12 protein-coding genes are annotated in these 13,882 nt (G+C 69.7%); 3 read left to right on the forward strand and 9 right to left on the reverse strand.

Features of this window, described 5'->3' with window-relative positions; translation table 11 throughout:
* Nucleotides 1–315: 315 nt before the first annotated feature.
* The 3 genes from ACFFIC_RS29600 to ACFFIC_RS29610 all read right to left on the reverse strand — a co-directional run bounded on the left by ACFFIC_RS29600 (nt 316) and on the right by ACFFIC_RS29610 (nt 2,649).
* Complete coding sequence (locus ACFFIC_RS29600) at nt 316–1,311, reverse strand: Bug family tripartite tricarboxylate transporter substrate binding protein (protein WP_377057212.1); 996 nt, start codon at nt 1,309–1,311, stop codon at nt 316–318.
* 239 nt (nt 1,312–1,550) lie between these two features.
* A complete protein-coding gene (locus tag ACFFIC_RS29605) occupies nt 1,551–1,790 on the reverse strand; it encodes a hypothetical protein (RefSeq protein WP_377057213.1) in 240 nt (79 codons plus the stop codon).
* Nucleotides 1,791–1,914: 124 nt separating this feature from the next.
* On the reverse strand, nt 1,915–2,649 hold the full coding sequence (locus tag ACFFIC_RS29610) for an IclR family transcriptional regulator (RefSeq protein WP_377057214.1): 735 nt from the start codon (nt 2,647–2,649) through the stop codon (nt 1,915–1,917).
* A gap of 197 nt (nt 2,650–2,846) precedes the next feature.
* Between ACFFIC_RS29610 and ACFFIC_RS29615 the strand changes: the two genes are divergently transcribed.
* Nucleotides 2,847–3,821: a hydroxymethylglutaryl-CoA lyase gene (locus tag ACFFIC_RS29615; RefSeq protein ID WP_377057215.1), complete on the forward strand. Its 975-nt coding sequence runs from the start codon at nt 2,847–2,849 to the stop codon at nt 3,819–3,821.
* The gene (locus ACFFIC_RS29620; RefSeq protein WP_377057216.1) at nt 3,818–4,975 is read left to right on the forward strand and encodes a CaiB/BaiF CoA transferase family protein; all 1,158 of its coding nucleotides are present in this window, start codon (nt 3,818–3,820) and stop codon (nt 4,973–4,975) included. Before ACFFIC_RS29615 ends, ACFFIC_RS29620 begins: the two co-directional genes overlap by 4 nt.
* Before the next feature lie 320 nt (nt 4,976–5,295).
* Here the strand turns inward: ACFFIC_RS29620 and ACFFIC_RS29625 are convergent, their stop codons facing one another.
* The 6 genes from ACFFIC_RS29625 to ACFFIC_RS29650 all read right to left on the reverse strand — a co-directional run bounded on the left by ACFFIC_RS29625 (nt 5,296) and on the right by ACFFIC_RS29650 (nt 13,044).
* Nucleotides 5,296–6,357 carry a polysaccharide pyruvyl transferase family protein gene (locus tag ACFFIC_RS29625; RefSeq protein WP_377057217.1) on the reverse strand — a complete coding sequence of 354 codons (1,062 nt, stop codon included), beginning with the start codon at nt 6,355–6,357 and terminating at the stop codon, nt 5,296–5,298.
* 14 nt (nt 6,358–6,371) lie between these two features.
* The gene (locus ACFFIC_RS29630; RefSeq protein ID WP_377057218.1) at nt 6,372–7,394 is read right to left on the reverse strand and encodes a hypothetical protein; all 1,023 of its coding nucleotides are present in this window, start codon (nt 7,392–7,394) and stop codon (nt 6,372–6,374) included.
* Nucleotides 7,395–7,492: 98 nt separating this feature from the next.
* Entirely contained in the window at nt 7,493–8,536 is a 1,044-nt protein-coding gene (locus ACFFIC_RS29635; protein WP_377057219.1) for a polysaccharide pyruvyl transferase family protein, read from the reverse strand.
* 47 nt (nt 8,537–8,583) lie between these two features.
* The gene (locus tag ACFFIC_RS29640) at nt 8,584–10,836 is read right to left on the reverse strand and encodes a glycosyltransferase family 4 protein (RefSeq protein WP_377057220.1); all 2,253 of its coding nucleotides are present in this window, start codon (nt 10,834–10,836) and stop codon (nt 8,584–8,586) included.
* A 48-nt stretch (nt 10,837–10,884) separates the two neighbouring features.
* Nucleotides 10,885–11,844: a hypothetical protein gene (locus ACFFIC_RS29645; protein ID WP_377057221.1), complete on the reverse strand. Its 960-nt coding sequence runs from the start codon at nt 11,842–11,844 to the stop codon at nt 10,885–10,887.
* A gap of 138 nt (nt 11,845–11,982) precedes the next feature.
* A complete protein-coding gene (locus tag ACFFIC_RS29650; protein ID WP_377057222.1) occupies nt 11,983–13,044 on the reverse strand; it encodes a polysaccharide pyruvyl transferase family protein in 1,062 nt (353 codons plus the stop codon).
* A 154-nt stretch (nt 13,045–13,198) separates the two neighbouring features.
* Between ACFFIC_RS29650 and ACFFIC_RS29655 the strand changes: the two genes are divergently transcribed.
* Nucleotides 13,199–13,822: an acetyltransferase gene (locus ACFFIC_RS29655; RefSeq protein ID WP_377057223.1), complete on the forward strand. Its 624-nt coding sequence runs from the start codon at nt 13,199–13,201 to the stop codon at nt 13,820–13,822.
* Nucleotides 13,823–13,882 lie beyond the last annotated feature (60 nt).

Consider the following 13,882-nt stretch of genomic DNA (forward strand, 5'->3'; position numbering starts at 1 on the left):
GCGCGCTCACCACCACCCGGTTGCTCTCGTCGGTCCGCACCCGCGCCGCCGCACGCGCCAGCAACCGCTTCTTCAGGCTGCGCGCACCCAGATGATACAGCGGGAACTCCACCCGCAACCCACGCGCCTCAATCCGCGCCATCAATCTAAACCCGAAAGCCCGGGCGGTCGCGGGGCGGCGCCGGGGGGCGGTCGTGTGGAAGGGCGGGGCCGGGCGACATGGGGCGGGCCTATACACCGCCGGGCCGCGCGGCGGCTACCTTCGGCTGCTCCGGCGCGAGGGCGGACCCAGGGCAGCCAGAGGCGGGGCGGCCCTTAGTCCAGCGTGGCGCCGGAAGCGGCGACCACCGGGCCCCAGCGGGTCAGCTCCCCCTTCCAGAAGGCATCGAACGCCGCGGGCGTGGCGGTGACCTTGCGCTGCCCGAGATCGCGCAGGCGCTGGGCGATCTCGGGATCGGCGAAGCCCTTCGCCAGGGCGTCCGACAGGGCCTGGACGATGGGAAAGGGCGTGCGGGCCGGTGCGAAGAGGCCGGACCAGTTCTCGATCTCGTAGCCGGGCAAGCCCAGCTCGGCGGCGGTCGGCACGGCCGGAAGCAGAGGGTCGCGCTCCCGGTCGGCGACGAGGATGGGCCGGATCTGGTTGGCCTGGGCCATGCCCAGCAGCACCGTGACCGACTCCACCATGACGTCCACCTGCCCGGAGACCACGGCCGTCAGCGCCGGGCCTGAACCCCGGAAGGGGACATGCGTCATCTCGGCGCCCAGTGCCTGGGCGAGCAGCACGCCGGCCAGGTGCGGCGCCGTGCCGTTTCCGCCCGAGCCGTAGGTCAGGCTGGACCGGCGGGCGGCGGCGCGCAGCTCATCGAGGTTGCCGGCCAGGCCCGGACGCACGGCCACCATGCAGCGGCTCCTGCCCACCTCCGCCACCGCCACGAGGTCGCGACGGATATCGAAGGACAGGTGCTTGTAGAGGAACACGTTCATGACCGCGGAGGAGTTGGTCAGCAGGGCCAGGCTGTGGCCGTCGGGTGGGGAGCGCACCACCGCCTCCGTCCCGATGGTGCCGCCGGCACCCGGGCGGTTCTCCACCACCACGGACACGCGCGCGGCTTCCCCGGGCGGCGCGAGGTGCAGGCCCAGGGCCTGGGCCGCGATCCGGCCGCCGATGTCCGATCCGCCGCCAGGGGCAAAGGGAACGATCAGGCGGATGGGCCGGTCCGGCCAGCGTGACTGGGCCAGGCCGGGACGGGAACCGAGCGCCGCGGCGGCCGTGGCCAGGGCTGCGCCGAGATGCCTGCGCCGGATGGGCATGGTTTCCGCCTTCCCTGATGGACGTTCCGGCTCCGCCCTGTTCGGGCGGCGCGGCGGCCTGCCGTGTTTCCCCAGGCCCTTGAAAGCCCTTCGCGCATCATGCTGCGGACACGCGGGAATCGGGAAGCCCGGGCGAGCCCGGCGGCAGGTCTCCATGCGGAAAGGGCCGCCAGCATGGCTGGCGGCCCTTCCGAAGCGGATGGCCGGGTTCAACCGGCCGCTTGATCGAGGAGCCCCGATCAGGAGTGCTGGCCACCGCCGCCCGTGGCGCCGCTGCGCTCCAGGAAAGCCTGGGCGGGAGACTGGCTGGGGGCGGCAAGCGGGGTGCGGCTGGCCGGGGCGGGCGCATCCGCCACCACCATCGGGCCATCGATCGTGTAGAGGGTGCGGGCATTCGCGCCCTGGGCAAGGAAGGAACCCATCACCGCAGCGGCAAGGCCAAGGGCGCGGAGGCTGCGGGCAACATTGAAAGCGGACATCGCTCATATCCTGTGTGGATGGCGGCGAACCATATCGTCGTCTCTGCCAAGCCATATGAGCCCGGCATCGGCCATGATCCACTTCATGGTCCGGATTGCTTTCATCCATCCGATGGATGAAACCTCAGAGCCTCTCCCCGTTGCCACTGGGACCGCCCCTGGCCGGAGCCCCGCCGAGCATCCGGGACAATTCGCGCGCGGCCTCCACCACCAGGGCGGCCAGCCGGTCACGGTTCGGTGGATCGAAGCGGTGGCGGGCGCCGACCACCCCCAGCGCGCCGGCGAAGCCACCGGCGGCAACGCCATGCGAGCCGAAGACCGGCGCGGCCACGGCGGCGGTTTCGGGATCGCGCTCCCCGAGGGAGATGCAGAAGCCGCGTATCCGCAGCGCCTCGTCGGCAGCGGCGTTGCCGCCGGTGAAGGCGGCCAGCACCCGCCCGCCCGCGCCGCGGTCCAGCGGCAGGCGCGCCCCTTCCTCCACATGGTGGCGAATGGCCCGGTCCGGGTGGTGCCGGAACAGGCAGATGCGGTGCTCGCCCTCGCGCACGTAGAAGCCGGCGGTTTCGCCGCTGCGGGCGGACAGCGCCGCCAGGGCCGGGCGGACCTGCTCGGCCAGGTTGAAGGCGCCCTGGTAGCGCAGGCCCAGGCGAAGGGGCGCCGGGCCCAGGCGGAAGGCGCCATCGGCGTCCCGGTGCAGGTAGCCGAAGCGGGCGAGAGAGGCGGCGAGGCGAAGGACCGTGCTGGGGTAAAGGCCGGAGCGGGCCGCCAGTTCGCTCAGCGTCAGGCGCGGAGGGCCATCAAAGGCTTCCAGGAGGGAGAGGGCGCGCTCCACGGCCTCCACCCGCGCTTCGCCGGGCATGGCCTGCGTTCCGGAACGGACCAAGGAAGGCGGCCGGCCCCGGCGTGGGGATGATGCGCGCGTCGCTTCGGCGTTCATGGCTGTTTCCCGTTGACGCGGGCCGAATGGAATCCTTATTTTTCTAGAGTAGAAATAATTTCTGTCCAACAGAAATATTCATCCTCTGGGACGCGCCCTCCGCTGCAAGGAAATCAGCCATGTTCATCCTGGTGAGCGAGGTCGGCCCGCGAGACGGCCTGCAATCCATCCGCCGCGCCATGCCGACCGAGGCGAAGATCCGGTGGATCGGGGCGCTGGCCGCCGCCGGGCTGCGGGAGATCGAGGTCGGCTCCTTCGTGAACCCGAGAAAGCTGCCGCAGATGGCCGATGCCACCGAGGTGGTGCGCGCGGCGCTGGCGATCCCGGGCCTGACGGTCATGGCGCTGGCCCCGAACCTGCGCGGGGCGCAGGCCGCGGCCGAGGCGGGGGTGCGCAAGGTGACCATGCCCGTCTCGGCCTCCAACGCGCACAGCCTGGCCAATATCGGCGTTTCCACGGACCGCGCGATCGGGCAGGTGGGCGAGGTGGTCGCCTGGCGGGACACGCTGCCGGCGGGCGCGCGGCCGGAGATCGAGATCGGCATCTCCACCGCCTTCGGTTGCACCATCGAGGGCCCGGTCGCCGAGGACCACGTGATCGACGTGGCCGTGCGCCTGGCGCAGGCCGGCGCCGACAGCGTGGGGCTGAGCGACGGCGTGGGCACCGCCAACCCGGCGCAGGTGAAGCGGCTTTTCACCCGGCTGCGGGCGGAGCTGGGCGACAAGGCGGGCGGCGCGCACCTGCACAACACCCGCGGGCAGGGCCTGGCCAACGTGGTGGCGGCGCTGGATGCGGGGGTGACGACCTTTGATGCCTCCCAGGGCGGTATCGGCGGCTGCCCCTATTCCCCGGGGGCGACGGGCAACATCGTGACGGAGGACCTGGTCTGGATGCTGGAGGCCATGGGCCTGGACACCGGCGTGGACCTGGATCGTCTGGCGGCCGCGCGCGCGATCCTGGAGGAGGCGCTGCCGGGCGAGCCCGTCTATGGCCACCTGCCCGATGTCGGCACCGAGAAGGGCTTCCGCTACGCCGGAGGGCGCGCGGCCGTCGAAGGGAGCGGCCGGGCCCATCGCCAGGGCGTGCCCGCATGAGCGCCGGGGGCGGGCTGCCGCTGGCCGGCGTGCGGGTGATCGAGTTCTCGCACATGGTGATGGGGCCGACCTGCGGCCTCGTGCTGGCCGATCTCGGTGCCGAGGTGATCAAGGTGGAGCCGCGCGGCAAGGGCGACCGCACGCGCTATCTCACCTCCTCCGGCACCGGGTTCTTCGCTGCCTTTTCGCGCAACAAGAAGTCCGTGCAGCTGGACACCGAGGACGCCGCGGACGTGGCGGTCCTGCAGAAGCTGATCGGCACGGCCGACGTGGTGATCGAGAACTTCCGCCCGGGCGCGCTGGCGGCGCGGGGACTGGGATACGAGGCGCTGTCACGCGGCAACCCGCGCCTGGTCTACTGCTCGCTCAAGGGCTTCCTGGCCGGCCCCTACGAGACGCGCACCGCGCTCGACGAGGTCGTGCAGATGATGAGCGGACTGGCCGCCATGACCGGCCCGCCCGGCCGGCCGCTGCGGGCGGGGGCGCCGGTGAACGACATGATGGGCGGCATGTTCGGCGCCATCGCGATCCTGGCGGCGCTGCGCCAGCGGGACATCACGGGCAAGGGGCAGCTGGTGCAGTCCGGCCTGTTCGAGAACGCCGCCTTCCTGGTTTCCACCCACATGCTGCAGCAGGCCATCACCGGGGTGGCGCCGCCTTCCATGGCGGCGGGGCGGCGCGCCTGGGGCGTCTACGACGTGTTCACCACCGCCGACGGCATCCCCCTGTTCATCGGGGTGGTGACCGAACGGCAGTGGGACATCTTCACCGATGCCCTGGACGAGCCCGCGCTGCGCGACCCGGCCTGGGCCAGCAACACGCTGCGCGCCCAGGGGCGGGAGACACTGATCCCGCTGGTGCAATCCCTGGTGGGACGGCGCCCGGCGGCGGAGCTGGAGGCGCTCTGCGAGGCGGCCGGGCTGCCCTTCGCGCGCGTGAACCAGCCCGGGGATCTTTTCGAGGACCCGCACCTGAACGCAGGGGGCGGCATGCTGCCCATCACGCTGCCGGACGGCCGCGCCACCACCGTGCCCGCCCTGCCCGTGCAGTTCGGGGACGCGCGGCTCGGGGTGCGCTCGGACCTGCCGGCCCCAGGCCAGCACACGGCGGAGGTGTTGCGCGGGCTGGGGATGGACGCGGCCGAGAAAGATTGAGAGCGGCGGCGGGCTCGTTGGGGAAGAGCCCTGCCGTGGCCCTGCATGGCCCTGAAGGAGACGCGCGATCGGTTGCCCGCGGAGGCTTCCGCCGGGGCCAGCGGAACGACGCGGCCGTTCGCGTTATCCTTGTGCGGCCATCCCTTCCGGATACGAACGAGCCGCCCGTCGCTTCCCTCCACCGCCATGTCGCCCGGCAGCAATTCCATCGCTTGGCCGTCCCCACCGGCGACTTCGGTCGCGCCTCAAGATCGCGCCGTTATCCTGCCCGGGCTGGAGATGCCCGGCCGGGCGACCGGGATGGCTCAAGGCGAGGCCGTTCAGGTCAGCAGGCTCACGCGGCGCCGGCTCCGCGACGGCCTGGCGGGCGCGAGGAACAGCTCGCGCGCCTTGTCGCGGAATGCCAGCAGCTTGTCGTGCTGGCCCTGCGAGTAGGCGGCCACCTTCTCACGCGCCTCGGGCGTCTTCGCGGTGGCGAAGGCTTTCATCAGGCCCTCCGCCGTGAAGCCGTAAGGGGGAAGCGACACGTCGTCGAGCCCCGCCTCCTCGTAAAGCAGGCGCTGCTTGCGGCCCACCCCGATGTTCACGCAAGCGCGCTCGGTCACCAGGCCGAAGATGTTGCCGTGCAGTTTCATCGAGAAGACGTGGTGCGCCGCGGAAAAGATCGAGAGGGCGTCGAGCGGGTGCGTCGTCGCCTCCCGCCACAGGCAGCGGTCGCCCTTGCGCATGCGCGCCATCACGTCCGAGTGGATGCGGTGGTCCATGTGGTTGCGATAGACCGAGAGCGGCAGGAACATGATCTCGTGGTCGTCGGCCAGCATGTCCAGCGCGCGGGCCAACTCCCACTTGAACCACTCGAGATAGGCGAGCAGCCGCTTGTCCTCGAAGCCGTGGCGCGTGTTGAAGTGGTCGGCCAGGCAGATGATGATGCGCTCCCTGCCGGGCGCGGGCGGCGGCACGTCCGGCGGAAGCACGGGCGCTCGCACAGCCTGATGGTTCTTCAGCGCGAAGACGATGTCCGGGATATAGTCGCTCTTGATCCCGTACTTGCCGCAGATGTCCACGTCGATGTGGTTGCGGAACCAGGAGTACTGGTAGTCCTCACCACGGTCGAGCAGCCACTTCGCGCTTGCGTCCTCGTATTTCAGGCCGACGCCAACCATCCAGAAAGGGGTGCCGCGCGGGATCCAGTCCAGGAAGAAGGGCGCGACGACGTCGCCGCCGCCCAGGATGACCTTGCACCCGGCCACGTCCTCGGCCGTCATGCGGCCGTCCTTCAGCTCAATGTTCTCCTCGCCGAAGAACCACTTGTGCGCCTCGATGAAGGCCTCGTCGCCGCAGTTGCCCCGGTTGAAATAGCCCAGGCAGATGATCTTGCTCATTGATCTCTTTCCCTTCAGGCGAGCCAGGCGGCGATGGCGCGCTGGGCAGCGTCCGCCGTCGCGGCAAGCGCCTTGCGGGCCGTTGCGATGTCCTGCCGCGTCTGCTGGTCGCTGTGAATGGCCACGATCATCGCGCTCGCGAGGTCGGCGCGGAAGCGGTAGGGCTCGGTGGTCAGCCCGCCGAATCCCAGGCCATGGAAGCGCGCGTGGTCGGCCTCCGTCAGGGGAACGAAGATTGTGGGAAGCTGGCGTGAAATTCCAAAAAGGGCGAGCGCCGGCTGGGTGGTCACCAGCAGGGGGTTGTGGTGCGCCATGGCGGCGACGACCGCGTCGAGGTGCGGTGGCGCATCCAGCATGCGCACGTGATTGAAGTGGCGCATCAGCATAACGGTGTCGAGCGTCGCGCGGTTGTCGTCGCTGCGCACGCCGCTGCGAAGGGGAAAGCCGCGCACCATGAACTTGGGGTGTTCCCGGTCGAACCACTCCGCCATCTCCCAGCGAAGGAATTCCAGATAGGTCACGTCCTTCGCCCGCGCCTCCCAGCGCGCGGCGTCGTGCGGGTCGTGGAAGGAGACAAGAAGGCGCCGGCGCTTCGGCTGCGGGTCCGGTTCGAAAGGATCGGGTTCCGGCTGGAACTGGAGGCGGGCCGCGACAAAGGCGGGATCAGGGATCTCCACCACCTCGCCCGGCGCCTCCGGCCGTGGCAGTCCGGCAGGAGCCAGGAGCAGGGTCTTCAGTCCCGCCGCTTCTGCCAGCGCCACGACGTCCACGGTTTCGGCTGGCTGCGCCGGATCGGCCATGATCGCCATTCGCCGTCCGGAGGCGTTTAGGCCCTGATGCAGCATGCGCCTGACCGCTTCTGGCGGCATCACCGGAATGATCGGGTTCCCGGCCAGCCAGGACGACTTCACCTGCCCGTCCAAGCGGTCCGAGACGGCGGCGCGGTAACCGCCGAACAGGGCGCGCAGGCCACGCTCATGCGCGGTTCGAAGGGGCTTGGATGGTGCCGGGACGGCGATGTGGGCTGCGCTGTCCAAGGTTCTATCCTCACTTTGATGTGAACTATGTTTCGCAGGTCGGATTGGGGCTTGGCAAGTGCGGAGATCGCCCGCCGCAACGAAAGCAGCGCCGGTTGCTACGCGCGCATCACCGCCGGATCGGCCAGCGCGGACTTCACTTGCGCGACGAACTTTGCCGCCTCCGCCTGGGCCAGGTCGCACATGCGGTCGCGCGCGGCGATGAGCGCCGTGCGGCTCTCCGCATCCTCGGCCCGCTTCACCGCCGCCATCATCGTGGCATGCGTCAGCGCATAGGGTTCCACCGCCAGCGAGGAAAGGCCGAGCTGGGAACAGATCAGCTGCGTCTTGCGGGTCAGGCCGATGTTGACAAAGGGCACGCCGGCGGCCGCGGCGAAGACCAGCCCGTGGAACTTCATGCTGACCACGAGGTCCATGTTGGCCAGCACCGCGCCAACCACCGGCGGATCCATCGGCTGGTCCAGAATGCGGACGGCGCCCTGCTGGCGCATGCCCGTTACGACGTCGTAGAGGTAACCCAGGTCGAAGTCGTTGCGGTCCGCAGAGAAGGGAATACCGTAGAGGTCGTAGTACTTCGCCAGTTCGTCCATGATCTTGGAAAGGGTGAGGCGCATGTACTGGGCGTAGAAGAATTCCGCCATGTTGCCGGTGCGGTAAGCATCCTGCGTGGCCGTGTTGGAGAGGATGAGGGCCATCGACTTGCGGGACTTGCCCAGCCATGCCGCCTGTTGGGGTGCCAGCCGCTCGACCTGTTCGCCGAGGTTGAAGACGATGTCGGGCGTGAACCGCGCGTCGACTCCCTGTTCCCGCAGCGCGTCCACGTCTTCCTGGTTCCGCAGCCAGACGCCGAGCAGGCGGTGGCGCTGCGCGACGACGGCCTGCCGCTGCTCCGGTGAGCCGAGCCCGACGCCGTAGACGAAGAACTTGCTCTCCTCGGGGATGGAGCGGAGATAGTAGGGCAGGAAGACATCCCCGCCGCCGAGCACGTGGACATCCCCGGGCGCCGCCCCGGGATCGGCCGCATCCACATCGGTGATCCATTGCAGGTCATGGTCGGGGAACAGCTGGCGGTGGACATTGCGGAATGCTTCGTCGCCGCAGTTGCCGCGGTTGTACCAGCCCACGAACCGGATCGTTCCCACAGCCCCAACCCTCCTGCGCGCCGCCTGAATCGTCGGGGCCGCTGCAGCTAATCCTTTACGAGGACAAGCTCGTAAAGGAAGATTCCAAGGTCCCGCCGGTCCCCGTCCGGAATGAAGTCGGCGGGCTTGACCGTCCTCTCCAGCGTGATGGTCAGGAGCATGTCGCCACCCTCGCAATCCGTGAGGGGGAGGGCGACGGCGAAACGCTCCCCGCTGCTCACGGGGTGGCGCAGCACGTCCTCGCCATTGATGTTGAAGGCCGCCACCTGCGGCCCCGTCCATTCCACCCCGGCCAGCCGCGCGCCGATGCGGACAAAGCGCCGCGGCCCGGCCTCGACCGAGAATCCCACCGCCGCCCTGCGGGCGGCGGACCAGATGCCCTCCACCTCCAGGTCGTGCCATCCCTCGATGAACACGCCCTTGGCATGCAGGTCGCCGATCGTCGTCTCGTCTTCGGTCCGGAGCAGAAGGCCCTGGCCCACCCGGCTGGGCTGGACGGCGTTGATTTCCTCGGCCAGCCAGAGGAACTCCGCCAGCACGTCCCGCGACAGGCCGCGCTGCTGGGCCTCGTCGCTCAGCACGAACTCCCTGACGATATCGCCAGGGCGGGCGTGGGTGCTGTTCTGCACGTAGCGCTCAACCTCGCCCTCGAAGGGAAGGCGGCCGAGAAAGCAGCGGTAGCAGAGGTCGATGAACACCGGCCGCTGGACCGCCTCGATCACGGCGAGCGCCAGGGCGTCGATCCCCACCTCAAGGTCCATCGGCCGCAGGGCACCCGGGCCCTGCGCCACCCGGCAGAAGAAGGCGACGCGCCCGAAGCAGAGGCTGATGCGGTGGCGCGCCTGTCCCGCCAGCATCAGGCTGGCCCGCCCGATGCCGTGCCGGGGCAGGGAGTTCTGGAACACCGCGAGGGCGAGGTAGCGGATCAGGTTCACCGGATCCAGGCCGGACAGGGCGGCGAAGTGCAGGCCGCCAGCCGGACGGGCGAACCAGGGCGCCACGTGCCGCGGCGGGCCCATCTTGCTCATCGCCTGACGGGTCCACCCCATGCCCGGATAGCGGGTGAGGCCTTCGGCCGGGCGGGTCGCCCGGTCAAAGGCGGGGCTGGTGGCGAACTCAAGGACCTTGCGGGCATAGGCGTCAGCCGTGCGCTCCCGCCCATGGCGGAGCGCCGCGCTTCCGATCCGCTCGCGCATCGCCGGGTCCTCCACCAGCGCCTCCATGGCGCGGCGCAGCGCGTCGGAGGAGGAAAGGTCGCGGATCTTCAGCACGGCGTCGTCCGGCAACTCGCGGTAGCAGCCGCTGTCGAAAACGATAACGGGGGCGCCGCAGGCCATCTGCTCGGCGAGCGAGCCGGAGGCGCTCTCGGTGTTGGGAAAGCGGATGTTGACGAACACGTCGGTCGCGGCCTTCACCTCGAAGAGGCGTTCCTCCGTGACATTGAACTCGAAGAACACCCATTCCGACAGGTTGTCGTCGCGCACGAGCATCTGGAGATACTCGATGTAGTCGCGATCGTTGGCGCCGCCCACGATGGAGAGCGTCGCCTTCTGGCGCAGGAGGGGCGAGTTGCGGAAGGCTTCGATGCAGAAGTGCAGGTGCTTGGCGGCGCCGATATGCCCCAGGGACGAGAAGGACACCCGCTCCTCGGAGGAGACCGGCTTGCGCAGCGGGGCCGCCTTCTTGTCGGAGGGCAGGAAGAGGCGGAGCTGCGGACGGTCGGTGATGGCCGAGACGATGTCGGAGGCGAACTGGGAATGGACGATGATGGCCTGCGCCTTCTCCAGGAAGGGCTCGATCAGCGGGAAGGTGAAGGCATGCGGCGTGTCCCAGGGCGCGTAGCGCGTGAGCTGGTCGCGCATGGTGATGCGCGACACCTCCAGCAACTCCATCGCGCGGTTGCCGTAGTAGCGCGCCATGATGTCCACGTAGCGGTCGGGCCGGCGCGCGGATTCGAAGATGGTCCAGGCCAGGTAGTGCTGCATCACCACGTCATGCACCGCGACGATTCCGCCGCGCTGGAGCGCGATGGTGTTGATCGCCAGGTGGTTTTCCTGGTTGTTGCCGATGTTCAGGACGGACACGTCGAACAGCGAGAGGAGGTCGCTGTTGAAGCTGTCGTCAAGGGTGAACTGGGGCGCTTCGGAGCAGTAGGTCGCGCCGTTGGGCTGCACGAAAAGGTAAACCTCGCAGCCGAAGTCGGCGGCGCGCCGGTGCATGGCCTCGACGATGCAGAGCGAGTGCGCCCCGATGTCGGAGTTGGGGCCGAGCGGGGTGAGCCAGGCGATCTTCTTGCCCATGATGCTTTCGGATGGCTTGGGGTGGCCGTGGCGCGGCGTTCGGTCGGATCAGACCAAGCTCCAGGAGGCGTGGTCTTCCGTGAAGCGGCGAAGAAAGGAAGCCTGGAACTGGGCCTGGAAGGTTTCCACCTCGCGCAGCGCGTTCCGCACCAGGCTGCCGGACCAGGCACGGTCCTCCAGCACCAGGCGGATGGCCGTGCCAAGCGCGGAGATGGAGGATGTGCGGACCATGTTGACGTCGTTCACGCCGGCGGGCGTCCGCCACGGCACGGAAACGCCGGCGTCGCGCGGCGCGCGCGTGTCGTCGAAGACGATGCAGGGCGCGCGCATGTTCATGCTGTCGATCAGCCGCCCGGCGGAGACCGTGTCGGGTGGCTGCCCGATGTGGATGTGGGCCCCGGCGAAGGGCAGGCGCGGGTCCAGCCAGGCCGCCTGGGGCGCGGGGGCCGCGTAGCCGTTGGTGATCTCGTGGATCTCGATCCCACCGCCCACGCTCCGGATGGCGCGCCGCACCTCGTCGAGGCTCTGCCCGGCCAGGGCGAGGTCGTTGTTGATGATGACGACCGCGGGCCGGCGCGAGGGCGCGAAGCCGCGGTAGGAGGGCAGGGGGGCGGACAGCAGGGGCACCTCCCGGTCGAAGACGGAGCGGTAGAAGGACCAGGGGCGGACATCCAGCGCCACCACCCGCGGAAGCGACGCCGCCTTGTCCATCTCGGTTTCCGTCCAGTCCCGCCGGTTCAGCGCGGAGGCGCAGTCGAGCGCGAAGAGAGCCTGGGCGAATTCCGGCAGTCCCCCGAACTCGGTGTCGAGCGCGATGCCGCCGAAGGAGGAGAAAGGCGTTTCCAGCGCCTCGCGTAGGCGCTCATGGCTCACAGTGTCCGCGGGCGTGACGTCGTAGCAGCCGATCACGTGGTCCGAGCGCTCGAAGGCGTCACGAAAGCCGCGCAGGCTGTAACTGTGGTCCCGCCGCTCATCATCGGAGAACAGGCCGATCCGCAAACCCCTCATCGCCTCTTCCTTTGCACCAGACCCGAGGAGGCGCCGCGCGCCCCGCCCGTTTCACCGGGGCACGCCGCCCGACTGTGTGGAGCCGCGCTTCGCGCCCGAGCCATCCCGTGGAGGGGCCGCGAGCGGCGACCGCCGGCGTCAGGCCGCGATCGGTCGGCACTCCTCGCGCACCATGTCGGCCACGTCCCGCAGGCGGGCGATGGCTTCGGCCTTCCACTCCCCCGAGCGCATGGCGATGTGCTGCATCAGCGCCGGCTCCTCCGCGCGTGAAAGGGTCTCGATCAGCATGTCCGAGGTCTGTTTCCGCGAATCGAAGGTCAGGCCGGGCGTGCCGAAATCCTCCATCAGGTCCAGGGTCTTGCGCGTGGTTCCGACATTGACCGCGAAACGGCCGCTGAGCAGCCCGAACACCAGCCCGTGGTACTTCATGCTGAGCACGATGCCGTCGGTGCGGGCGAGCACGCTGATCAGGTCGGGCGCGTCCACGTAGCGCTCGATCAGGCAGACCCTTTCGCGGCGGCGCATGCGCTTCAGCACGTCGCCCGCGAAGATGTAGTCCCGCGCGCTGTACCAGACGCTCATGGACGGCATGACGATGTCGTACCTCGCGGACATGGCGTCCAGCGCCTTGGCCAGCCGTTCCTTCAGCAGCTCGATTTCCTCGAAGCGCTTGCGGTTGCCGGTGAGATAGTCGAGCCAGTAGTCGCCCGAGAGGAACACGAACAGCTTGCGCCGGTCCGGGCTGAAGCCCTGGGGCGGCAGCACCGCCAGCGACACGAGCTGGTCGATGGTCATGCCTTCCCCTGGGTCGGTCACGGGCTTCGCGCTGAACACCAGGTCGGGGGTGAAGGTGGCGTCGTAGCCCGCGGCCCGCGCCACCGCGACATCGCGGCGGCTGCGCAGCAGAAGGCAGCGCAACCGGTCCCGCAGGGGGTCCAGGATGTGAATGTCCTTGTCGCCGTAGGGAAAGGAGCAGCCGACCGCGTAGATGCTCCGGGCCGAGGACAGATACTTGGTGAAGTACTCGTTCAGGATGGCGCCCCCGCCGAACAGGGTCACGGGGGTGGAGCCGCCCTGGGGCAGGCTGGTGACGAACTGGTGCGGCACGTCGCCCAGCGCGCCTGAGAAGGCTGCCTTGAAGGCCTCGTCACCGGCATTGTTGTGCCCGTAATAACCGAGAATGGGGATGCAACAGGACATAACGCAATTGTGAACCAGTCGTGATCTTTTCACAAGTCATTACATGATGCCTGCGCCGGCCCCAGACAGGCCGCATGGGGCATGCGACCCTCGCGATCCCCGCGCGGCGCGGACGGCGCGTTTCCGGAGGCTTCTCCTGACCGATCCTTCGCGTGTGGTGATCATCGGCGGCGGCGGCCACGCCAAGGTGGTGATCGAGGCGCTGCGGGCCGCGGGCTTCCCGCCGCCGCTCGGCATCATCGATCCCCGGCCGCCGGCCCCGGCCGTGCTGGGCGTGCCCGTGCTGGGGGGCGACGAGATGCTGGAGCGGCTACGGGCCGGGGGCCCCTGCGCCGCGGTGGTGGCGGTGGGGCACAACCTCGCGCGCCAGCGCGTGGGGGATCGCCTGGCCGCTCTGGGCTTCGCCCTTCCCCCCGTGCTTCACCCCGCCGCCCATTGCTCGCCGAGCGCGGTGGTCGAGGAAGGGGCGGTGGTCATGGCGCGCGCCTGCCTGGGCCCGGAGTCCCGGATCGGGCGGCTGGCCATCGTCAACACGGGCGCGGTGGTGGAACACGACAACCGCCTGGGTCAGGCGGCCCATGTGGCTCCTGGCTGCGCCCTGGCCGGCGGCGTGGTGGTGGGGGAGCGGGCGCTTGTGGGGATCGGGTCTGCCGTGCGGCAGGGCATCGTCATCGGCGCGGATGCGGTGGTGGGCGCGGGGTCCGCCGTGGTGCGTGACGTGCCGCCCGGCGCGCGGGTGGGCGGCACCCCCGCGGTGCCGCTCCGCCCACCCCGTTGAGTGTATTCAGGCTTGGGCGAGCATGTTCTCGATGATGGTATCGACGGGCCCGTCGGCGAC

The sequence above is a fragment of the Muricoccus vinaceus genome (assembly GCF_042433125.1).
Lineage (GTDB): Bacteria > Pseudomonadota > Alphaproteobacteria > Acetobacterales > Acetobacteraceae > Roseomonas > Roseomonas vinacea.

Coding starts and splice junctions, on each gene's coding strand:
- ACFFIC_RS29650 (WP_377057222.1), bottom strand. CDS start 13,044: ATGTCCTGTTGCATCCCCATTCTCGGTTATTACGGGCACAACAATGCC.
- ACFFIC_RS29625 (WP_377057217.1), bottom strand. CDS start 6,357: ATGAGCAAGATCATCTGCCTGGGCTATTTCAACCGGGGCAACTGCGGC.
- ACFFIC_RS29640 (WP_377057220.1), bottom strand. CDS start 10,836: ATGGGCAAGAAGATCGCCTGGCTCACCCCGCTCGGCCCCAACTCCGAC.
- ACFFIC_RS29605 (WP_377057213.1), bottom strand. CDS start 1,790: ATGTCCGCTTTCAATGTTGCCCGCAGCCTCCGCGCCCTTGGCCTTGCC.
- ACFFIC_RS29600 (WP_377057212.1), bottom strand. CDS start 1,311: ATGCCCATCCGGCGCAGGCATCTCGGCGCAGCCCTGGCCACGGCCGCC.
- ACFFIC_RS29620 (WP_377057216.1), top strand. CDS start 3,818: ATGAGCGCCGGGGGCGGGCTGCCGCTGGCCGGCGTGCGGGTGATCGAG.
- ACFFIC_RS29615 (WP_377057215.1), top strand. CDS start 2,847: ATGTTCATCCTGGTGAGCGAGGTCGGCCCGCGAGACGGCCTGCAATCC.
- ACFFIC_RS29610 (WP_377057214.1), bottom strand. CDS start 2,649: ATGCCCGGCGAAGCGCGGGTGGAGGCCGTGGAGCGCGCCCTCTCCCTC.
- ACFFIC_RS29645 (WP_377057221.1), bottom strand. CDS start 11,844: ATGAGGGGTTTGCGGATCGGCCTGTTCTCCGATGATGAGCGGCGGGAC.